This window comes from Sphingorhabdus sp., assembly GCF_023910635.1.
Classification (GTDB): domain Bacteria; phylum Pseudomonadota; class Alphaproteobacteria; order Sphingomonadales; family Sphingomonadaceae; genus Sphingorhabdus_B.
Genome location: NZ_JAAVVZ010000011.1, coordinates 29,314 through 50,626, shown reverse-complemented (window position 1 = coordinate 50,626; position 21,313 = coordinate 29,314). Strand labels below are relative to the sequence as shown.

Here is a 21,313-nt window from a genome sequence, read left to right as displayed (position 1 = left end):
GTTCAAAGGCTCATAGGTCGGCTGGCGAGGTAGGTCCAGCATATTGGGTCGTGCGGCGATTTGGTGCGCACAAAGACACGAAAGCGGTAGACATTACCGGCTGTTTGAACCCGGGCTCCCCGTTGCACGTTCTCCGTCACTTTGCATGAACAAAGTCCGCATCGCGATAACGCCGTATTGCCATTCCGGCCCTAATCCGTCAGCAGTTGCTTCATGGATAATCTCACACACAGCCTCGTCGGCGCGCTTATTGGGCAGATGGGTTTGAAACGAAAAACTGGCCTTGCGATGCCGACGCTGATTATCGCGGCGAACATCCCAGATATTGACGCCGTGGCGACTTTGCTTGGCGGACAACAGCATCTCGCGTTGCGGCGCGGGCTAACGCATGGGCCGATTGCGATGTTGGTCTTGCCGTTGTTGCTGTGGGGCATCATGCTTGCGTTTGACCGCTGGCAGACACAGCGCGGCAAGCGGCCGGAAAAGCGGTTGCCAGTGCATAAAGGCTGGTTGCTGGCGCTCGCCTATATTGGCTGCCTCAGCCATCCGTTGTTTGATTGGTTCAACAGCTATGGCATTCGGTTGTTGGAGCCCTTTTCCAGCCAGTGGTTCTACGGTGATACCTTGTTCATTATTGATATCTGGCTATGGGCTGCGCTGATCGCTGGTGTCTGGGTTTCGCAACGTCGTGAACTTCATGGTAAAAACTGGCGCATGCCGGCGTTGGTGAGCTTCACGGCCATCTGCGCGTATATTCTGGCTAATGGCCTGATAACCGACCGCGCGGAGCAATTGACGGCGGAGGCGGTGCGGCAAAAGCATGATCTTGTTCCCGCTTTGGTGGTCGCAAACCCGGTTCCGGTGATATTCTGGAAACGGGAAATGCTGTGGCGCGACGACAGATATTATGGGCAGGGCAGCTACAGCGCGTTCGATGATGTACGCGTCGATGATAGCGCGCGCGCGCATTATATGGGCGTGGAGGATAAGAGGGCGTTTGCAGCAAATGTCGTTGAGCAGTCACCGTTGCTGTTCTGGTCCCGCATGCCCGTTGCGCAGATTGTTGGCGAGGGCGATAAAAAGACGCTGAAAGTGTCCGACCAACGCTTTGTCGACCCGATGGTTGGTGACCGGTTTTCTGTGTTCTTTCCGATCGGAGATGAGGGCAAATGACCGCACCCGTGATTCTCTGGTTCCGTCGTGATTTACGCCTATCGGATCAGCCCGCATTGGCGGCTGCGCTGGCAAGTGGCGCGCCGATCATTCCGCTCTATATTCTTGATGACGACACGCCAAAACATCGCAAAATGGGCGCTGCTTCACGCTGGTGGCTGCACCATAGCCTGAAGGCGCTGGATCAGGATTTGCAGAAATTGGGTTCAAGGTTAATCCTGCGGGCGGGCAAATCCGACGAGATTTTGTGCGCATTGGCCGCTGAGACCAATGCGTCGGCCATTCATTGCATCCGCCATTATGAACCTTGGTGGCGTAATGCCGAAAAAGCGGTCGCGAACGGATTGGGCGAAGGCTGTTCTCTCATCTGTCATGATGGTAATTATTTGCTGCCCGCAGGGGCCGTGACAACCGGTAGCGGCGGGCAGTATAAAATCTACACGCCCTTCATGCGCGCCTTGTGGCAGCATATGCCGCCGCCAGCGCCATTGGCACCACCCACGCATGTCGATACGCCAGAGAACTGGCCAGCGAGCGAGGATATCGTTGCATGGAGCTTGCTACCAACTAAGCCTGATTGGTCGAGCGATATGGTGCGCATGTGGACGCCGGGTGCGGCGGGCGCAAAAGATCGGATCGAGGCGTTTGTTGATAAGGCCCGATTTTACGATGAAAAACGCAACCTGCCGTCTGTAGAAGGTTCATCCTTTCTGTCGGCGCATTTGCACTTTGGAGAGATTTCGCCCGCTGCGTGCTGGCATGCAACGATGCAGGCGGGTGGTTCGGTGGATGTGTTCCTGAAAGAACTGGTCTGGCGGGATTATGCGCAAAATGTCATTGTCCAGATGCCGGAATATGGCGCAAAAAATGCGCGCGATGCCTTCGATAAGCTCCCTTGGCGCGACCTGTCCGATCCGGCGGTGAAGGCGGATTTTGTTGCTTGGACCAAGGGACAGACGGGCTATCCCATCGTCGATGCCGGCATGCGGCAATTATGGGCGACGGGGTGGATGCACAACCGCGTGCGCATGATAACGGCGTCGTTCCTGGTCAAACATCTGCTGATTGACTGGCGCGAAGGCGAGAAGTGGTTTTGGGATACGTTGGTCGATGCCGATTATGGCAGCAATGCCGTCAATTGGCAGTGGACCGCTGGCACGGGTGTTGACAGCAACATGTTCGTGCGCATCATGGCGCCATTGTCGCAATCGGAGAAATTCGATGCCGCACGTTATATTCGCACTTGGGTGCCCGAACTTGCGGCGTTGCAGGAGCCTTATATCCACGACCCAGATGAATATGGCGCGCGCCCGAAAAGCTATCCACGCAAGATCATTGGTCACAAAGCCGCGCGTGAACGGGCGTTGGCGGCTTTCGCTGTAACGAAAGATTAATCGACCAACAACGATTGTCATTCTCGCGAAGGCGGGAATCCATGGCCGAAGCTGTTCGCGAAAACGGCACCCTTGGTCTAAACTGGATCGTCAGCCCATGGATTCCCGCTTTCGCGGTAATGACAAATTTTGGATTGGTAACGCTATCCCTCAACCACCAACCGGTGCCCGGTCGCGAACTCGGTTTTGAGCATCTGCACGATTGCATCTGCAACAACCGATGGCTCTTTGACCGTTGACGGGTCCTCGCCCGGATAAGCCTTCGCCCGCATTGCGGTGCGTGTGCGGCCGGGGTCGACGATAACAGTGCGCACTTGCGACAGGTTCTTGACCTCATCGCCATAGCATTCGACCAGATTTTCCAACGCGGCCTTTGATGCGCCATATGCGCCCCAAAATGCACGCGGGGTTGCGCCCACGGAGGATGTGAGCGCCAATAATCGGCCTGCGTCACTTTTGCGTAACAAGGCATCAAATGATGCGATCATCACTTGCTGTGCCGTTACATTCAATGTGAACAATCGCGCAAATTCCGCGCCATCAATCGCGGGCACCGGGCTTAACGTCCCAAGCATTGCGGCGTTCAAGACAAGGATATCGAGCTTGCCCCAACGCTCCGTCACGGCAATAGCGAGGCGCGATATGCTGTCGCCATCGGTCAAATCAAGTGGGGCGATGGTCGCATTACCGCCGGCGTCAAAAATAACGTCTTCGACAGCCTCAAGGTCTTTTGCCGTCCGTGCGGTCAAAATCACATGTGCGCCTTGCGCCGCCAGTGCCGTCGCCGTCGCCGCGCCAATCCCGCGACTTGCACCGGTTACCAGCGCAATCTTGCCTGCAAATGCGTTCGCCATGGTTATGCCCGTTTTTGGCCGCCAAGCATCATGAGGTCACTTGCCTCATGCTCTTCATGGTCGGTCAGGGTGGTGGGATAATCGCCTGTGAAGCATGCGTCGCAATATTGCGGCTTGTCCGCATGGCGCGAATCTTCGCCCAGCGCGCGATAGAGGCCGTCAATCGACAGGAACGCAAGGCTGTCGGCCTGAATAAACTGTCGCATTTCTTCGATATCCATGCGGCTGGCGAGCAGCTTAGAGCGTTCGGGCGTATCCACGCCGTAAAAGCAACTGTTCATGGTGGGCGGGCTTGCAATGCGCATATGCACTTCGGCAGCGCCAGCTTCGCGCATCATCTGCACGATTTTGAGCGAAGTTGTGCCACGGACGATGGAATCGTCGATAAGGACGATGCGTTTGCCTGCAACCAGGTTTCTGTTTGCATTATGCTTTAACTTCACCCCCAGATGGCGGACTCCGTCGCCGGGTTGAATGAAGGTGCGGCCGACATAATGCGAACGGATGATGCCAAGTTCAAACGGGATTTTGGCGGCTTCGGCATAACCGATGGCCGCAGGCGTGCCGCTATCGGGCACTGGAATGACATAATCGACATCGACGCCATTTTCGCGCGCAAGTTCGGCACCAATCGCCTTGCGCACCGAATAAACGCTGATGCCTTCGACGATTGAGTCGGGTCGTGAGAAATAGACATGCTCAAAAATGCAGGGCCGTTGCGAAATGGGAATGAACGGCTTGTGCGACTGGATATCCGTTCCGCGCACCACAACCAATTCGCCGGGCTCGACCGACCGGATATATTCGGCACCCACAATATCAAGCGCAACGGTTTCCGAGGCAAAGATGATGGTGTCGCCCAGCTTGCCCATGACCAATGGCCGAATGCCCAACGGGTCGCGGCAGGCAATCATGCCCTCTGTTGTCAGGCACAGGAGCGAATAGGCACCCTCAACGCGCTTCAACGCGTCAATCAAACGGTCGAGCAACGTCCGGTAGCCGGAGGTCGCGACCAGATGGATGATCACTTCGGTGTCGGATGTGGACTGGAAAATCGACCCGCGGCGCACAAGGTCACGGCGCACGGTCATCGCGTTCGAGATATTGCCGTTGTGCGCAATAGCGAACCCGCCTGTGGCAAGATCGGCATATAAAGGCTGCACATTGCGCAGGGATGTTTCGCCAGTGGTCGAATAACGCACATGGCCAATGGCGCATCGTCCGACCAAGCCGCCAATGATTTCTTCACGGTCAAAATTGCCCGCGACATGGCCCATCGCGCGGTGCGTGTGGAAATCATGATCGTCAAAGCTGGTGATGCCTGCGGCCTCTTGCCCGCGATGTTGGAGGGCGTGGAGTCCAAGTGCCACCATCGCAGAAGCGCCTTCCGTGTCGTAGACACCGAAAATCCCGCACTCCTCGCGAAGTTTGTCGTCATCAAAAGGGTCGGTGGTCAGCATATATCGAATCCCGCTGCGCTTCGCTGCGTCGCCTATAGGCATGGCTGTTACAATTGTCTCCCCCTTGTCGTATGATTATCAGAAAGAAAATGTTGGCGGGGCAAAGATGGTTGGGTTACGCAACCCGCATGACCGACGAACGAGAAAGCGGATGGGTGCTTGACCCCAAATATGACGCCAATGGATTGGTGACTGCCGTCATCACGGATGAAGCCGATGGCACCGTGTTAATGGTGGGGCATATGAATGCAGAGGCGCTTGCGAAAAGCATCGAAAGCCGCTGTGCCACATTTTTTTCGCGCAGCCGCCAGCGGCTTTGGCAAAAGGGCGAAAGCAGCGGCAATGTCTTGCATATCGTTGAAATGCGCATCGACTGCGATCAAGACGCAATATGGATCATCGCACGGCCGCAAGGTCCGACCTGCCATACCGGCGCAAGAAGCTGTTTTTATCGCAAGGTGACCGATGGCGGGTTGGAACCCGTTTGAAAGCGTCGGCTTTTTTCTGTGTACCCTTTTGTTGCCTGTTAATGGCTTGCGGAGACGGATTGCCATTTTTGCTGGGGGGCAGCGACAATGCAGGCCCGGCTCTGGATGCAAAGGCCATAGAAGCAGGCATTCTGCCTGATCCAAAGAACAGTGGCCTTGCCGGGCGATACGAAACGCACGGCGACCTTGGGGTCGATAGGTTTTGCGCGGTCGAAAGGACTGAAAACAACTTTGCCATCGGCTTTCTCTCCACCATCGGCTCTGAAAGCAAATGCGAGGGCATAGGCACAGCGAAATTAAACGGCGAAAATGTGGAAATCAGCCTCAGCGGGCAAGGGTCTTGCAAGTTCACCGCGCGCTATGATGGTTTTGAACTGCGTTTCCCCGCAGCGCTCGACAGCGGTTGCGCGCAATATTGCACGGACCGGGTAAGTTTTTCCGGCACGCAGTATTTCATGATTGAAACTGGCAGCGCTGCCGCACGTGACACGCTTGGCCGAGGCATCGAAAGATTGTGCCGCTAGGGTCCTGACCCTAAGATGCGGATAGGGTCCTGACCCTAAGACGCGGATAGGGTGAGGCATGGCTGCCCGCTTGCCTTCAACTTTTTACAGATTGCCTCGGCGTCCGCTTTGCTGGCGAATGGCCCTGCTTGTAGCCGGGTAATACCAAGCTGCGGTGAGGCTGACTCAGATTTGGGATTCCCAAACGGTGGAAAGTCTGATTCTATGTTGTTCTTCATTTGGAGGACGTGACATGGGATCAGCGATTAGCTTGCGGGATGATTTTGACGGCACTGCCTTGAGGCGACTGGCGCGGAAGTCGAAAAGTGCGAACCAGGCCCGCCGGCTTTTGGCATTGGCCGAGATCTACGACGGTGGCAGCCGGACAAGGGCGGCGCGGATCGGCGGGGTGGGCTTACAGATCGTGCGTGACTGGGTGGTGAGGTTCAACGCCCGAGGTCCCGATGGGCTGCTCGATGGCAAGGCCCCGGGAAGACAGTCGCTGCTCAATGATGCCCAGCGCCGCGCGCTTGTCGAAATGGTCGAGTGCGGCCCGATCCCGGCGATCCATGGCGTCGTTCGCTGGCGGCTGGTCGACTTGGTCCAGTGGCTTCATTACGAATTTGCTGTCTCGCTTGATGCAACGACCGTGGGGCGTGAGCTAAAGAGACTGGGCTATGTCAAGCTGACGGCGCGGCCTCGCCACTACGCCCAGAACGAGCTTGCGATGGAGGCCTTTAAAAAGGGGGCTTTGCCGCCGAGCTTGCAAAGGTCAGAGCAACTCTCCCGAAGGGCACGCCGATAGAGATTTGGTTCCAGGACGAAGCGCGGATTGGCCAGAAGAACAAGATCACGCGGCGTTGGGCCAGACGCGGGACGCGGCCATCGGCACCCAAAGACCAGCGGACCAAATCGGCCTATATCTTCGGCGCAATCTGCCCGGAGCACGGCAAGGGCGCGGGGCTGGTGCTGCCGTTCTGCAATACCGAAACCATGACACTCCATCTGACAGAAATAGCGCTCGCCGTCGCTCCTGGCGCTCACGCTGTTATACTGATGGATCAAGCCGGTTGGCATATGACTGACAAGCTGGATGTTCCCGGCAATATCAGCATCATCGCGCTTCCGGCCAAATGTCCTGAACTCAACCCGGTTGAGAATATCTGGCAGTTCATGCGCGACAACTGGCTCTCCAACCGGGTGTTCACTTCCCACGACAATATCGTCGACCTCTGCTGCGAGGCGTGGAACAAACTCATAGATCAGCCTTGGCGCATTATGACCATCGGGCACCGCAAATGGGCCAGTGGGTTATGATCATTGCAGGTTGGTATAAGCGCGCCGTCGCTTTTCAGGATTGGCTTCATCGTCGCCAGCCTGGGTATATCCTTGGCAATTTTCGTCCAAAGCTTTTTTGCATTGGCGGCATGGCTGAACGCGCCAAGCTGAATGCGCCATTTTTCGTCAGCGACTGAGTCCGATGCGCGCTTTGCCGAAACCGCCACTCCCATTGATACGGGAGCAAGCGTAACCGATTCACGCGAGCGACTGTCCAACGCAAGACCATCGACCTGCGCCCCGCGTGCACCGTCGGCGCTTTGATCCAGTGCACGCGCGCGCAAGATTCCCGCCTGCCTTTGTTCAGCCGGGATATATTGGTCCATGAGCGCTAAGCTGCGTGACGCAGGTGCTATGCCCGCCGATGCAGCGCGCGTCATCATTGCATAGGCACGGATCCAGTCCTTTTCGATGTTGACGCCGTTGAACAATTCGGTTGCCAACAGATATTGCGCGCGCGGTTCGCCGCGGTCCGAGGATGCGATTAGAAACGGAAGTGCTTCATTATACTTTTTTTGGGAATTATATACGAAACTAGACAAGCCATTTAATTCGGCTTCGGTTTCGGCTTTTTGATTTTCTTGTCGGCAGACCGAAAAATAGCTTTGGCGATGTCCTCTGGCGAGGCTGGAATTTGATCCAGTTTGTTCGTGACTGGACGGCCTTTTTGGGCGGGTGGCTTATCGGTCATTCTCTTGCCTTACAAACTAACGCTATATGGTAGCGCTTTAACATATCTTTCCATAAAATCCCAATCAGGTTGCCCGTCCGTCGTGACCGGTAGCCTGATGATGGATTCATTCATGCGACCTAACCCCCATTTTCTCCCATAGTTGAAGCGATACTTTTCTTGCCGGATAAGTGTTGCTAAAAAGATTCCGATGTATTTGTTCATGTCGAATTTTGGCTTAAAAACATGAACATCCTCGGTGGAGGAAAAAGGTATGGGTTGGTAAAATGCTTCTCCAACACTGCCGTTGCGATTTACCGTGATAACATTTCCACTGTGCCGTGGTTTTTCGGAGGTGTAACCTGTCAGGCCATTGTTGCTATCGGTGGACGAAATAAACGGTGTGGCGCCGTGGCTTGTCAAAGTAGCCTTTCTTGGCCCTTTCCCTCGCTCGATATCAAAGATTTCATCATATCTAAAATCCGACCATATTTCATGGGGCGCTGTTTCCGGCATTCCTGCGGAAATTGCGGATTTAGCATCTTCAAATGGCTCCAAATTTGATGAATTTACCCATTCGGGCAATTCGTTTGGTGACGGCACGATCAAGCGGCCAAGGGTTTTGTTCGCCTGCCGCCCATAGCTGTATCGGTAACGGTTGGACTTGATGCAAAGACAGTAGAATAGTATTTCAGCTTTCGACATTGTTTGCTTCGGTCGCAATATCGCAACGTGATAACCTGTGTAAAACGGGCGCTCTTGCAGGCAGGTTGTTAAGACACCATTCCCACTAAGCGCACAGGAAATTTCCCCCGCTTTTGCTGGTTCAAGGTCATCAACTGCCTCCACATATGCTGAAATTCCATTGTCGCCAGCTTTTCGAGAAATGAAGGCTATCCCGTTATCAAGAGATGTCTGGACAAGGCCATTCAATTCTAGCGAATGTCCGTAACGAATATCAAAAATTTCAGAGACAATGGCCGTCATTGTGCAGCACCCTCTATCGTGCCCAGATTTAGCAGCCGGTAAACAGCATAATCTCGAACCGCCTTTTCAAAGTCAGTTTGATCGATCTTGGAGTAATCTGTTGCCATATACGCTTCCGCGCACCACTCATCCGATGCGGAAACTACCTTCATGACACTAAGCCCGGCTTGAGTTTCGCGGTTGATGTATGTGCTTAGCCAGCCTGCCCTTATAGCGTCCCACTGGCCCTTGTTTACGCGGCCAATATGCTTGGTTTTCCTAAACCCATCATCTTTGTAGTAGCCAAAGAAAGTCTTGTAACCCACTGGATGCGGGCTATGCGCCTCAAAAACCATTATGCAAGTAATGACGCCGACCGGATGAAATAGATCGTCTGGCATTGAGAAAACGCCCGTCAGTTTATGCGCTTTGAGCAAGCGCTCGCGAACAAGTATTGCAGCAGCCCCAGTTGACGTTGCGCAGCTCATCTGAACGATTGCGGCACACCTTCCCCCGGGTTGGAGACATGACAGCGCGCTCTCGATAAACGCCAATTGTCCATCCTCACCCACATTATAAGGCGGATTGAGGAAGGCCACTGTTGGCTTGAGCGCCTTAATTATCGTGGTGTTGTCGGGCGAGAATGAATCACCACGATATATATGAGATTTGCCATCACCGCTCATCATCATATTGGAACAAGCGAAGGTGAACATATCCGTTCGCTTTTCAATCCCGATAAGCTGGTTCTTTTTGATCTCACCCTTCTTTATCTCATCGTTACCGGCAAGGCCAATAAGCCGCTTCATTGACGCGATCAGAAAGCCGCCCGTTCCGCAGCAACTGTCATATACAACATCATTGACGTTTAGATTCACCAAATCCCCGCAAAACTCGGTGATATGCTGCGGCGTCAGCACTAGCCCCGTTTTCTTGTCAGAGCCTGCGTAACGGATAAATTCCCGATAGAAGCGACCGAGAACATCATACCCTTTTTCGCCCATTGAAATCAGGGGTAGAATTGATTTTTCGAGCCGTTCGATGAGGTTGCGCAGGACATAGTTATCATCCTCTGCTGCGGCTTTTTTGCGTTTTATCTTTTCGGATTTGGCGATGTCATGGTTGCGGATTTTCTGAAATTCCCCAAGCATGGATTTTACGCGCTCGGCATCAATCTCGTTGTCCTCAAGCACGTTGCCAATACCAGTAATAATCAACTTTGCCACACGCTCGGGGGTAGGCGTCATCTCCTTTGATGACGCCATTTTCTTGTATGAGCTCTTAAAGGCGGGGTTGTGAAGCGCCAACAAAATTGCGCTAACTATAGTGCATCTCTCATATTCGGCTATTGAGTAATCGTCAAAATCATTGTTCAGATCAATCGCAGTTTTAGTTATTTCTGTACTCTCTATATTATGCGCTTGCGCCCCTCCCCCGAGACGTTCGATATAGGAAAATATACCTATTAGCTTTTCATCTTCTTCTGTTACTTCAGTTTCATTCTGCTTTTGATAGAATGACGAGATTTTTAGATTTTTCGGATCGCTGCCACTTACGGCAATAGATATGACATTGTATTCCTGTGCCAGAAAAGCGGAATAGTGTAGCGCGCCGTCAACGGCGTATCCGCAAGGATCATCACCCAATTTGCTTCGATGCGCCTTTGCGTCTGCTTTGCACTCAATAACGATAATATCATCCGGAAGCGCTGGAAAACTAACGATAAATTCGGGAAAACCAGATTTGCCCGTCATGCTTTTCGACGCTTTCGACAGGCAGGACTTTGCCTTGGTAATCGACGTTTTTTGTTCATCAAACCGAACGGCCCCGAACAGCGGGTCATTCTTGAAATGGTCGCGGACAAAATCTTCGGTGATGCGTTCGTTTTTCATCGCACCGCTACCAGATCGTCATAGCGCAACCGTTTACCATCCAGTCCTTTTGCCAGCATCGTCATTTGAACGATGGTATCGCAGCCTCTGACGTTATGCCGACCAGCAAATTCCGTGACGTAGCGCTCGATGTGCTTGGCGCTCATCTGGTGATAGGTGCCTTTATATCCGCGCTTGAGCATCGCCCAGAAACTTTCAATGCCATTGGTGTGCGCCATGCCGTTGACGTATTCACCGACGCTGTGCTTGACCGATTGATGGCTGAATGATTTCGACAGGCCGCTATAGCCCCGATGCTCGTCAGTAAATACCGTCGCGCCTGTTTGCACGCTGTTCAAGATAAAACCCTCCAACGTCGCAGCATCGGTTTTCTCGATTACGGCGACTTTTACTTTCCCGTTGCGCTCTTTCGCACCAATAACAGCCGTTTTACCGACTGCGCCGCGACCAGCATTCAGTCGCTTGTTCCGGTGCTTGTTACGCTCTTTGCCGCCAACGTAGGTTTCGTCAACTTCAACTTTGCCCGTCAGCTGATCGCTGCCGTCAATCCAGCCCTGCCGGATTTTCTGTGCAAGCATCCAAGCGGTCTTTTGCGTGACGCCCAAATCACGGTGCAGCTTCATGCTCGATACGCCCTTGAGGCTGGTGGACATGAGATACATCGCAATCACCCACTTCTGCAGGGCAACTTTGCTGGACTGCATCACCGTGCCGGTTTTGACGCTGAAATACTGGCGGCATTCGCCACAGTGATAAGGCATCGGAATTTCGTTTTTTACGGCTGTTGTTTTGAGCGAGCCGCAGTGTGGGCAAAACCGCTCACCATCCGACCATCGAATATCTTCAAGCCATTTGCGACTTGCCGCTTCATCTGGGAACATCTGGAAAAGTTGGAGGACCGTTAGGCCTGTCCGTTCGCTCTTGCCGGGTGCTTTCTTAGACATTCAACTCACTCCAATTACTATCTAGTTATATATTTTAATTAGACGTTGAGTGCAAGCGATTTTGTCTAGTTTCGTATATAATTCCCCTTTTTTTGGTAATGCAACAAATGGCCGCAATTGTCCCCCGCCTGTATATGACCTTGTGCGGCTGCCTTGCGATACCAATCCAACGCAGTATTTAGGTCGGTTTTTACGCCACGGCCAAGTCTATAGGCCTGACCAAGATGAAACTGGGCTTCGGCGTCGCCTTCAAGTGCCGGTTGGCGCCACTCTTCCACCGCAACCACATAATCGCCGCGCGACCAGGCATCGGTTCCCGCCTTTGTATCCGCCTTTGCCGCGACTGCGCCGGATATCAACGCAAACAAGCCAATTACCAGTTTGACAATATCCGAACGCCTGCCCATTTTTTGCACTCCAAATTGACAACATCTCATATCGTTTCTCAATTTATCATGCAAAAACATATATTCGGTAAATGTTTTGGATTAATATCTTAAGCAAGAAACTTTCAAGAACTGTTCAATTCCTTTGGATTTTCTTTTAAGGAATTTCAATATGACGATATAAAACCCGATTGCGCCATTGCAGGCGGCGTTAACATATTTTTAGCCCCGTTCTGTCACACCCCCATTTGTAACATTTGCAAAAGGGGAATGATGTGAGAGTTCTCGCATTGGCATCACAGAAAGGCGGATCGGGTAAAACAACCCTATCTGGCCATTTGGCGGTTCAGGCGCAACTGGCAGGCGCCGGGCCCGTTGTGCTTATCGATATCGATCCGCAAGGGTCGCTCTCCGACTGGTGGAACGAACGTGAAGCCGACTTGCCTGCTTTTGCGCAGACTACGGTAGCCCGATTGACCGCTGATCTCGCTATTTTGCGAGAACAGGGCTTTAAGCTTGCGGTCATTGATACGCCACCGGCGATCACCATGGCGATCCAAAGCGTCATATCAGTTGCTGAAATCATTGTCGTGCCAACGCGTCCAAGCCCGCATGACCTGCGGGCCGTTGGTGCAACGGTCGACCTGTGTGAACGCGCTGGAAAGCCGCTCATCTTCGTCGTCAATGCCGCAACGCCAAAGGCCAGGATTACCTCTGAGGCCGCTGTTGCGCTTTCTCAGCATGGTACAGTTGCGCCGATCACCCTGCATCAACGTATTGATTTTGCAGCGTCGATGATTGATGGCCGCACGGTTATGGAGATCGATCCCAAGGGGCGGTCTTCACAGGAAGTTGTTCAATTATGGTCCTATATTTCCGACCGTTTGGAGAAGAATTTTCGCCGTACTGTTTTCAGCGCGCCCGCCGCAACCAGTCAGCAGGTATCTGTCGCCCGTCCTAACGGTGGCTTCGGTCGCCGGGTCGTTGGCTAACCGGAGAGGGCAAGAAAATGGGTGAACTGAAACCGATCGCTTCTCTTTCCGGCATCTTGCTAGCGCGCAAGGGCCTGGCACGGCCTGCCATGCGGCGTCCTTCGATGTTCAATGGCAACATGAGTGCTTCCATTGCGCAGGATGACTTGGGATGGAATGATATGGGATTTGATGTTGATCCTGATCCGTCGACACCGATGGATTATGATCACAATTTCCATGGAGCAAACATGCTGGCGGGCGCGGTGCCCGAGGTCAAGCATCAGCAAGACCGTTTGGAACAAGCTATGGAAGCCAATAACGAAGTAGAAGCTGGCTTTGACAGCTTTGCGATGGAACCCGCATTGGTGACCGATGCTTTGACCATTGTCACTGTGACGCCAGAGCCCGTGACACGGCCAATCTCGCGTTTTGGAAAAACCGATGCACCGCGGTCGCGCGCGCGGTCCAAGTCCGGCTCGAAAGACAAAGCTGCATTCACGCTCCGCCTCGATAGTGAGCGCCATTTGAAGCTCCGGCTGGCTTGTGCGGTTCAGCACGAATCGGCGCAGCAGTTAGTTACCGCCGCGCTCGACGCTTTGATCGAATCGATGCCCGAAATTGGTCTCCTTGCGTCCCAAATTCCGGACAAGAGACATTGATATTTGAATTTGGACCATATCAGAGGTGATGTCATGAAGAGCAATTTTATCGTAAAGCTTGCCTTGTCGACCGCCTTTGTGGCGGTACTGGCTATGACGCCGACGGCGTCGGCGACGGGGGCAATTAGAACAAGCAAGGAATCTGCAAAGCAGGCAAGCCCCGAGAAGGCGTTACAATGGGCGAAAAAAGCCGAGCAGGCGATTGCCAAAAACAAGAATGACCGCGCGCTGCAATTTGCCGAACTTGTTGTGGAGGCCGAACCGCAAAGCCCAGATTACCGCGCGCTTTTGGCCCGTATCTATATGGCCAAAGGCCGTTTTGCCTCCGCCGAACGGACGTTGATGGACGTGATTGAACTAGGGAAAGTCGACCCCCGTACGGTCATTAGTCTCGCGCTCAGCCGGATTGCCCAAGGCAACACCGAATCTGCCGTGGCGCTCATCGATTCGCAGCGATCCATCCTTCCCGTCAGCGATTATGGCCTGACCTTGGCATTGGCGGGGCGGTCCGGTGAGGCGATCCGCATTCTGATCGACGCCGTCCGCAATGATAGCGCGTCTTCACGTACCCGGCAGAATCTGGCTTTGGCATATGCATTGGACGGTCGTTGGCGCGATGCCCGCGTCATGGCGTCGCAAGATATGGCGCAGGACGCCGTAAACGAACATATTGCGGAATGGGCGCAGTTTGCGCAACCTGGCGCCTACACCCTGCGCGTGGCGGGTCTGCTGAAGATTCGGCCGGACATGTCCGACTTGGGTCAACCCGCGCATTTGGCGCTGAACCATGCCGCCGCCCCTGCATTAGCCGTGGCCGATAATGTACCAGCCGCGCCCGCGTTTGACGCATTGTCGCCCGACCCCGCAACCGAGCTTGCGGCGATCGCGCCGACTGTAGTTGCCCAAAGCGCCGGCTTTGCAGCGGTTGAAAAGCCGATGATCAAGGTTTCGAATAGGCCTGCAAAGCTTGGTTTGGCAGAAGTCCCAGCGTCTCGACCAGCATTTGTGGGCAAGAGCTACCTCATCCAGCTTGGGGCTTTTTCTTCGGCGGCCAGCGCGCAAGCGGCGTGGAAGAGATATGCGGCGCGATATGGCGCATTGCGCGGGTTAAAATCGGTCAGTTCGACCGTCACTGTAAACGGACGGAAATTGACACGTATTGCGGCTATGGCGTTGGGCGATGCGGCGCGTGCCAGCGCAACCTGCAGGCAAATCAAATCGCAAGGGGGCGCGTGTTTCGTTGTTCCAATCACAGGATCGCAGTCTGTGCGGTTGGCACAAGGCGGAAGATTAAAAATCGCAGTACGATAACAAAACGCAACGAGATGTCGCTAGGGTCAGGACCACTTAAATCCACCTTCGCGGTTTGAGGCCATACTGTTCAGTGCAAGGCGGCAAGCGCAGGGCTTAGTGGTTCTAAGTCCAAGCTTGCCAACGTAGCAATGGACAGTATGGGTCAAATCCGAAGGACGCCAAAATGGCTTCGATATCGAAACAAAATGCCCTTGCAGGCAGAATAACTGCCTGCGGCGGACATTTTACTTCGATATCTTTGCCATTTTGACGCCGCGAAGGTGGATTTAATAGGTCCTGACCCTAAATAAGCTTGCCGCCTTTTAACATCTGCCGAACGCGGCCCTGAACGGGCAAGCGGTCAAAGGGTGTGTTGCCTGCCAACGCAGCCATGCGGTCACCATCGACCTGCCACGGCGCATCAGGGTCGATCAAGATCAAGTCGGCCTCTTGTCCTTCAACAATTTGGCCTGCATTTAATCCTAATATCTTTGCCGGGTTCGACGCGAGCAATTCAAACATGCGGCCGGTTGAGATGACATTATCGCGCACGAGGTTGAGCGCCAGCGCCAGCAATGTTTCTGCCCCCGCCATGCCAGGCGCGCTTTCGGAAAAAGGCAGGCGCTTGTCTTCTGGCCCGCGCGGGTCGTGGCCCGATGCGATGACGTCAATCGTGCCATCGGCAATTGCGGCGATGCACGCCAGCCGGTCGCTTTCGGAGCGCAACGGCGGTGACAGCCGCGCAAAGGTGCGGAAATCCGAAATGGCGTTGTCCGACAGGAACAGATGCGCTGGCGTGATTCCGCAGGTAACGCGAAGGCCCTTCGCCTTTGCCGTACGGATCAGGTCAAGGCCGCGTGCGGTGGTGACTTGCCGGAAATGCACATGCGCGCCGCTTTCTTCCGCCAACATGAGGTCGCGGGCGATCGCGAGTGTTTCGGCAACGCTTGGCGCGCTTGAAAGGCCAAGCAAAGTGGCCGTTTCACCCGCCGTTGCTACGGCATGGCCGGTTACCCCTGAATCCTCATTATGCAGGATGACGGGAAGGTCTAAAGCTGCGCAATAATGCATGATGCGGAGCATGACGCCGCTATCGGATATCCATTTGCGGCCAGTCGCCACACCCACAGCGCCTGCCTCTTTCATTAGCGCAATTTCCGCCATACGAAGCCCGTCAAGGCCTTGAGTTGCGGCGGCAAGGGGGTGAACCCACAAATCGGGCTTACCCTTTAATGCGGCAAAGCGGACGGTCGCTGGATCGTCATGCACAGGTGACTGATCGGGCATCAATGCCGCGCGGGTTATCCCGCCAAATCTGAATGCAGGTTTATCGGTTTTGAAAACACCCAAATCAATTATGCCCGGCGCAACGATCAACCCGCTGGCGTCGATATGTTCGGCAATCGGGGCTGCCTTGCCAACCGAGGCAATTTTGCCGTCCTCGATATGCAGATGCAACGGCTCTGCCTTATCCGCGCCGGGTAGGATGATATGGCCTTGAATGATGTTCACGCCGGTCATACCCACCCCTCCTGACCACGCGCCTTGCGGGTCAATATGTCGAGGCAAGCCATCCGCACCGCAACGCCCATTTCGACCTGCTCGGTAATGGCCGATCGCTCGACATGATCAGCGACGCTGCTGGCAATTTCCACGCCGCGGTTCATGGGACCGGGGTGCATGACAAGCGCATCCGGCTTGGCCAAGGCCAACCGCCGTTCGTCGAGGCCATAAAGATGGAAATATTCACGCGGCGACGGGATGAAATCGCCCTGCATCCGTTCGCTTTGCAGACGCAGCATCATAATGACATCGGCCCCGTTCAATGCGGCATCGAAATTGCTAAAGGGAACGGCGCCAAAGCCTTCAATGCCGCTTGGCATGAGGGCAGGGGGGGCAACCACGCGCACGTCTGCGCCCAGCGATTTTAGGCAAAACAGATTGGATCTTGCCACACGGCTGTGCAGAACGTCGCCGCAAATGACGACAGTTTGACCTTCGACCTTGCCCTTGCGGCGCATGATGGTCAGCGCATCGAGCAAGGCTTGAGTCGGGTGTTCGTGGCTGCCGTCACCGGCGTTCAGCACGGGACAGTCGACTTTGCTGGAGATGAGCTGCACGGCGCCTGAACTGCCATGGCGAATCACAATGGCGTCCGCGCGCATGGCGTTAAGCGTCATTGCCGTGTCGATGAGCGTTTCGCCCTTTTTCACGCTCGACTGCGCCGCGTGCATATTCACGACGTCCGCGCCGAGCCGCTTTCCGGCGATTTCGAACGATAATAAGGTGCGCGTTGAATTTTCAAAAAAGGCGTTGATGATTGTCAGGCCGGAAAGCGTGTCAGCATGTTTTGCAGCGCCAGCGCGGTTTAGCGCAACCCATTGCTCCGCCTCTTTGAGGATGTAGAGAATTTCCCACGTCTGAAGTCCGGCGATGCCAAGCAAATGTTTGTGCGGAAAGGCATCCGACCCGCTTGGAAAGCTGTCGGCGGCGAAGGGTTTTGTCCATGTCATTAAAGATATGCCCTTAATGGGAATTTGGGTGAGACTCAAATGATTTGTCGGGTTGGGGTCTGGGCGCGCCGTGGAGCAAGGTTCTAAAAAATTATCCGTCACCCTGAACTTGTTTCACCTTCGGTGACTGTCGTTCCAGGGTCTATCGCGCAGCACGCCCAGAGCTAGGTGGTGTTTACATTCATCGGCAACATTTGAGTGCTGCGACGAGATTGAGGAAGCCAGCATAGTTTCTGGCGAGCTTGTCGTATCGTGTGGCGATGCGTCGGAAGTGTTTGATCTTGCTAAAGAAGCGCTCGATCAGATTGCGATCCTTGTAGATCGTGGCATCAAAGGTGCGCCACTGTGCTGTCGTGGTTCTGCGTGGGACGACGGGTTTTGCTCCGGTGGCAGCGATAGCGTCCATGGCACGCTGGCCATCATAACCCTTGTCGGCCAGCACATGACCTGCCCTCAGGCCATCGAGCAAGCCTTCGATCTGGGTGATGTCATTGCGTTCGCCGCCCGTCAGGATAAAGCGGACGGGATTGCCAAGCGCATCGGTGGCGGCATGAACCTTGGTGCTCAGGCCGCCTTTTGACCGTCCCAGCGCGTGAGCTTCAAACCGGTCTTCGGATTGATCGCTTTTTTTGGGCACCGGCACTGTGCTGGTGGGCACGCACGATCGTGCTGTCGACGAGGATGTATTCAAAGTCGGCGTCTTGGCTCAACACCTTGAAAAGACTCTCCCAAACGCCGCGACGACACCAGCAGTTAAAGCGCTGGTAAACGGTGTGCCACCGACCAAACTCCTTCGGTAGAACCCGCCAATGCGCACCCGACCGGGCCAGCCACAGAATAGCTTCCACAAATTGCCCATTTTTCTCGCCCACTGCATCCAGGGTCTGTCACCTTGCCCGGCAAATGCGGGGATATCCGCTCCCAAACCGCGTCACTCAGTTCCTGTCGATCCATTCATGCTGACCTCCATACAGCAAGCAGCTTGAATCAGAAAATTACACGATTGGGAAGCATGAATGTAAACACCAATTAGGGTCAGGACCACGTAAATGCACCTTCGCGGCGTCAAAATGGCAAAGCTAGACTTAGAACCACTAAGTCCTGCGCTTACCGCCTTGCACTGAACAGTATGGCCTCAAACCGCGAAGGTGGATTTAAGTGGTCCTGACCCTAACAGATATGCGCACAAAGCTCCGCCTGGCAAATAAACCATGCTAAAAAACTTAGTTGACGCTTGCGTCAAGTGCGTGGGCACCTTAATCATACGATTAAATGCCTATCGTAACGGAGCCCACTTCATGACCGATTCTTCCGCCAAATCCGGTCCGTTAAGCGGCATAAAGATTGTCGAACTTGCTGGTATTGGGCCGGGGCCTTATGCTGGCCAGTTGCTGGCGGACATGGGTGCGGATGTGATTGTCATCGACAGGCCGGGTGGCGCAATCGTGCCCAAGGCCATTGATGCGCGCGGTAAAAAATCCATGATCCTTGATTTGAAGAAACCCGAAGCGGTTGCCGCATTGTTGAAGCTGGTTGAGTCCGCGGATGTCTTGATTGAAGGACTGCGGCCTGGTGTGACGGAACGGATGGGGGTTGGCCCCGATGTCTGTCACACGGTCAATCCTGGTCTTATTTATGGCCGGATGACTGGCTGGGGCCAAACGGGTCCGTGGAACCAAATGGCCGGGCATGACATTAATTATATCGGCATGACAGGTGTTTTGAACGCGATTGGCAAGGACGGGCAGCCACCGGTTCCGCCGCTCAACATGGTGGGCGATTTTGGCGGCGGGTCGATGTTTCTCGTCAACGGTATCCTTGCCGCTTTGGTCGAACGCGCACGGACGGGTAAAGGCAATATAGTGGATGCGGCGATTGTTGATGGCACCAATAGCCTGATGAGCTTTGTGCATGGCATGGCAGGGCTTGGCCAATGGCGCACGCAGCGTGCGGCAAATTTGCTCGACGGGGCGATGCCATTCTACCGTTGTTTTATGACGTCTGACGGCAAGTTTATGGCCGTTGGCTGCATTGAACCGCAGTTTTTCGCCGCGATGATGGAGCGTTTGCCCGTCGACAAGGGCGTATATGGCGGTCAGCATGACCGAACGGCTTGGGCAAAGCAGCATGAAATGCTTGAAGATGTGTTCGCGACCAAAACGCGCGACGAATGGGAAGCGATTTTTGCCGGAACCGACGCCTGTGTTACGCCCGTGCTGGATTATGTCGAAGCCGCATCCCATCCCGCAAACGCCGCGCGGCAGGCCTTTGTGCAGGACGGTCGTTGGTTACATCCGCAGGTTGCGCCGCGACTTGCAACGCAGCCACTGGCTACCCATTTCGATATCGCAACAAAAGGCGGCGATTATGCCGACATATTGACCGAGGCTGGACTCGGTGATCAAGAAATCTCCCAACTGATCGCGGCAGGCGCCGTGGTCGTAACCAAGGATTAAATATGACCGAAGCCTATATTTATGATGCGGTGCGTAGCCCGCGTGGCAAGGGGCGCCCTGATGGCGCGCTGCATGAAATTACGCCTATCGATCTGGCATCGCAGGTCTTGGCCGCGATCCGCGACCGCAATGGTCTGTCGGGCGAAGAGATTGAGGATGTGGCCTTTGGCTGTGTCTCCCCTGTGGGTGAACAAGGCGCAGTTATCACGCGAACGGCAATTCTTGCCGCGGGATATCCGCACACGACGTCAGGGATTCAGGTGAACCGTTTCTGTGGTTCCGGCCTTGAAGCGTCGAACATCGCTGCGGCAAAAGTGAAGTCGGGCGAATGCGACCTAGCGGTTGGCGGGGGCATTGAATCAATGAGCCGCGTGCCCATGGGTTCAGACGGCGGCGCATGGCCCATCGATCCGCGTTCGGCGATTGCCAATTACTTCATCCCGCAAGGCATTTCTGCTGATCTTATTGCCACCAAATATGGCTACAGCCGCGATGATGTTGATGCCTATGCTGTTGAAAGCCAGAAGCGCGCTGGCCGCGCATGGGCCGAGAAGCGCTTTGCGCGTTCGATTCTGCCCATCAAGGACGTCATTGGTGAGGTCGTGCTGGACCATGACGAATTGATGCGCCCGCAAACCGATATGCAGTCCTTGGGCGCGTTGGCCCCCGCATTCCAGATGATGGGCACGATGATGCCCGGTTTTGATGACATTGCCATCATGCGCTATCCCGACGTCGAAAAGATCAATCATGTTCACCATGCTGGCAACAGTTCGGGTATCGTCGATGGCTCGGCGGCTGTCCTTATCGGAACCAAGGAAGCTGGCGAAAAATACGGCCTTAAGGCGCGTGCGCGGATCGTATCGATGGCATCTATCGGTTCGGAACCTGCCATCATGCTTACCGGCCCCGAATTTGCTGCGCAAAAGGCGCTGGCGCGCGCAGGCATGAACAAAGGCGACATTGACGTGTGGGAATTGAATGAAGCTTTTGCTTCGGTTGTCCTGCGTTTCATGGAAGCGATGAACATCGATCATTCGGACATCAACGTGAACGGCGGCGCAATCGCCATGGGCCATCCTTTGGGTGCAACGGGTGCGATGATCCTAGGGACTGTATTGGATGAGCTGGAGCGGTCGGGCAAGTCGACTGCGCTCACAACCTTGTGCATCGGCGCAGGCATGGGCACCGCAACCATCATCGAACGCGTGAATTAACCTAGTTTTGTCATCCTCGCGAACGCGGGGATCCATAGTCCGGCACGTCAGCGTAAACCGACGGATATGGCCATGGACCGCCGATCAAGCCGGGGGTGACAAAGTTTTAGATTGGCGCGAAAACGCGCGAACA

At 54.6% G+C, this 21,313-nt stretch carries 21 protein-coding genes and 1 pseudogene; 10 read left to right on the top strand and 12 right to left on the bottom strand.

The features are described 5' to 3' along the window. The first annotated feature begins 213 nt into the window (after window positions 1-213). Both HEQ34_RS08305 and HEQ34_RS08300 read left to right on the top strand, forming a co-directional pair. Window positions 214-1,173 carry a metal-dependent hydrolase gene (locus tag HEQ34_RS08305; protein ID WP_296199588.1) on the top strand — a complete coding sequence of 320 codons (960 nt, stop codon included), beginning with the start codon at window positions 214-216 and terminating at the stop codon, window positions 1,171-1,173. Continuing rightward, the gene (locus tag HEQ34_RS08300) at window positions 1,170-2,567 is read left to right on the top strand and encodes a deoxyribodipyrimidine photo-lyase (protein ID WP_296199587.1); all 1,398 of its coding nucleotides are present in this window, start codon (window positions 1,170-1,172) and stop codon (window positions 2,565-2,567) included. The genes HEQ34_RS08305 and HEQ34_RS08300 overlap by 4 nt, the downstream gene beginning before the upstream one ends. A 143-nt stretch (window positions 2,568-2,710) precedes the next feature. Here the strand turns inward: HEQ34_RS08300 and HEQ34_RS08295 are convergent, their stop codons facing one another. Next, complete coding sequence (locus HEQ34_RS08295) at window positions 2,711-3,421, bottom strand: SDR family NAD(P)-dependent oxidoreductase (protein ID WP_296199585.1); 711 nt, start codon at window positions 3,419-3,421, stop codon at window positions 2,711-2,713. A gap of 2 nt (window positions 3,422-3,423) precedes the next feature. Further along, the gene (gene purF / locus HEQ34_RS08290; protein WP_296199583.1) at window positions 3,424-4,881 is read right to left on the bottom strand and encodes an amidophosphoribosyltransferase; all 1,458 of its coding nucleotides are present in this window, start codon (window positions 4,879-4,881) and stop codon (window positions 3,424-3,426) included. Window positions 4,882-5,009: 128 nt separating this feature from the next. On the opposite strand from purF, the gene hisI reads away from it, so the two are divergent. Both hisI and HEQ34_RS08280 read left to right on the top strand, forming a co-directional pair. After that, complete coding sequence (gene hisI / locus HEQ34_RS08285) at window positions 5,010-5,369, top strand: phosphoribosyl-AMP cyclohydrolase (protein ID WP_296199580.1); 360 nt, start codon at window positions 5,010-5,012, stop codon at window positions 5,367-5,369. 59 nt (window positions 5,370-5,428) lie between these two features. Beyond that, a complete protein-coding gene (locus tag HEQ34_RS08280) occupies window positions 5,429-5,893 on the top strand; it encodes a hypothetical protein (RefSeq protein ID WP_296199578.1) in 465 nt (154 codons plus the stop codon). A 35-nt stretch (window positions 5,894-5,928) separates the two neighbouring features. Here HEQ34_RS08280 and HEQ34_RS14455 read toward each other — a convergent pair whose 3' ends face one another. Then, window positions 5,929-6,111, bottom strand: a complete 183-nt coding sequence (locus tag HEQ34_RS14455; RefSeq protein WP_366934853.1) for an SPOR domain-containing protein — start codon at window positions 6,109-6,111, stop codon at window positions 5,929-5,931. A gap of 14 nt (window positions 6,112-6,125) precedes the next feature. On the opposite strand from HEQ34_RS14455, the gene HEQ34_RS08275 reads away from it, so the two are divergent. Next, window positions 6,126-7,189, top strand: a protein-coding gene (locus HEQ34_RS08275) for an IS630 family transposase (RefSeq protein WP_296196779.1) whose coding sequence is annotated in 2 segments (ribosomal slippage) — window positions 6,126-6,617 and window positions 6,620-7,189 — 1,062 coding nt in all. Because the reading frame shifts where the segments join, the coding sequence is not laid out codon by codon here. Here HEQ34_RS08275 and HEQ34_RS08270 read toward each other — a convergent pair. From HEQ34_RS08270 to HEQ34_RS08245, 6 genes are all read right to left on the bottom strand, one after another. Continuing rightward, window positions 7,135-7,752 (bottom strand): SPOR domain-containing protein, encoded by a 618-nt coding sequence (locus HEQ34_RS08270; RefSeq protein ID WP_296199576.1) that lies wholly within the window; start codon window positions 7,750-7,752, stop codon window positions 7,135-7,137. The two genes, HEQ34_RS08275 and HEQ34_RS08270, sit on opposite strands and share 55 nt — an antisense overlap. Window positions 7,753-7,757: 5 nt before the next feature. Next, window positions 7,758-7,901 (bottom strand): hypothetical protein, encoded by a 144-nt coding sequence (locus tag HEQ34_RS08265; RefSeq protein ID WP_296199574.1) that lies wholly within the window; start codon window positions 7,899-7,901, stop codon window positions 7,758-7,760. 9 nt (window positions 7,902-7,910) lie between these two features. Beyond that, window positions 7,911-8,867, bottom strand: coding sequence for a restriction endonuclease subunit S (locus HEQ34_RS08260; RefSeq protein WP_296199572.1), 957 nt, complete (start codon window positions 8,865-8,867; stop codon window positions 7,911-7,913). Beyond that, window positions 8,864-10,738, bottom strand: a complete 1,875-nt coding sequence (locus tag HEQ34_RS08255) for an N-6 DNA methylase (protein ID WP_296199570.1) — start codon at window positions 10,736-10,738, stop codon at window positions 8,864-8,866. The genes HEQ34_RS08260 and HEQ34_RS08255 overlap by 4 nt, the downstream gene beginning before the upstream one ends. After that, window positions 10,735-11,619 (bottom strand): IS1595 family transposase, encoded by an 885-nt coding sequence (locus HEQ34_RS08250; protein ID WP_296199568.1) that lies wholly within the window; start codon window positions 11,617-11,619, stop codon window positions 10,735-10,737. The genes HEQ34_RS08255 and HEQ34_RS08250 overlap by 4 nt, the downstream gene beginning before the upstream one ends. Before the next feature lie 128 nt (window positions 11,620-11,747). Further along, window positions 11,748-12,089 carry a hypothetical protein gene (locus HEQ34_RS08245; RefSeq protein ID WP_366934852.1) on the bottom strand — a complete coding sequence of 114 codons (342 nt, stop codon included), beginning with the start codon at window positions 12,087-12,089 and terminating at the stop codon, window positions 11,748-11,750. Window positions 12,090-12,343: 254 nt separating this feature from the next. On the opposite strand from HEQ34_RS08245, the gene HEQ34_RS08240 reads away from it, so the two are divergent. From HEQ34_RS08240 to HEQ34_RS08230, 3 genes are read left to right on the top strand one after another with little or no spacing between them, the layout of a single operon-like run. Beyond that, a complete protein-coding gene (locus HEQ34_RS08240) occupies window positions 12,344-13,060 on the top strand; it encodes a ParA family protein (protein ID WP_296199566.1) in 717 nt (238 codons plus the stop codon). Between the two features lie 17 nt (window positions 13,061-13,077). Further along, complete coding sequence (locus HEQ34_RS08235) at window positions 13,078-13,701, top strand: hypothetical protein (RefSeq protein WP_296199564.1); 624 nt, start codon at window positions 13,078-13,080, stop codon at window positions 13,699-13,701. 33 nt (window positions 13,702-13,734) lie between these two features. Next, entirely contained in the window at window positions 13,735-15,012 is a 1,278-nt protein-coding gene (locus tag HEQ34_RS08230; protein ID WP_296199562.1) for a tetratricopeptide repeat protein, read from the top strand. 285 nt (window positions 15,013-15,297) lie between these two features. Here HEQ34_RS08230 and HEQ34_RS08225 read toward each other — a convergent pair whose 3' ends face one another. The 3 genes and pseudogenes from HEQ34_RS08225 to HEQ34_RS08215 all read right to left on the bottom strand — a co-directional run bounded on the left by HEQ34_RS08225 (window position 15,298) and on the right by HEQ34_RS08215 (window position 18,461). Continuing rightward, a complete protein-coding gene (locus tag HEQ34_RS08225; protein WP_296199559.1) occupies window positions 15,298-16,515 on the bottom strand; it encodes a dihydroorotase in 1,218 nt (405 codons plus the stop codon). Next, entirely contained in the window at window positions 16,512-17,507 is a 996-nt protein-coding gene (locus tag HEQ34_RS08220; protein ID WP_296199556.1) for an aspartate carbamoyltransferase catalytic subunit, read from the bottom strand. The genes HEQ34_RS08225 and HEQ34_RS08220 overlap by 4 nt, the downstream gene beginning before the upstream one ends. A gap of 181 nt (window positions 17,508-17,688) precedes the next feature. Continuing rightward, a pseudogene (locus HEQ34_RS08215) lies at window positions 17,689-18,461 on the bottom strand (IS5 family transposase). Window positions 18,462-18,805: 344 nt separating this feature from the next. Between HEQ34_RS08215 and HEQ34_RS08210 the strand changes: the two are divergent. Together HEQ34_RS08210 and HEQ34_RS08205 are read left to right on the top strand one after the other, a co-directional pair. Further along, window positions 18,806-19,963 (top strand): CaiB/BaiF CoA-transferase family protein, encoded by a 1,158-nt coding sequence (locus HEQ34_RS08210; protein ID WP_296199554.1) that lies wholly within the window; start codon window positions 18,806-18,808, stop codon window positions 19,961-19,963. A 2-nt stretch (window positions 19,964-19,965) separates the two neighbouring features. After that, on the top strand, window positions 19,966-21,180 hold the full coding sequence (locus tag HEQ34_RS08205) for an acetyl-CoA C-acetyltransferase (RefSeq protein WP_296199552.1): 1,215 nt from the start codon (window positions 19,966-19,968) through the stop codon (window positions 21,178-21,180). The last annotated feature ends 133 nt before the right edge of the window (window positions 21,181-21,313 follow it).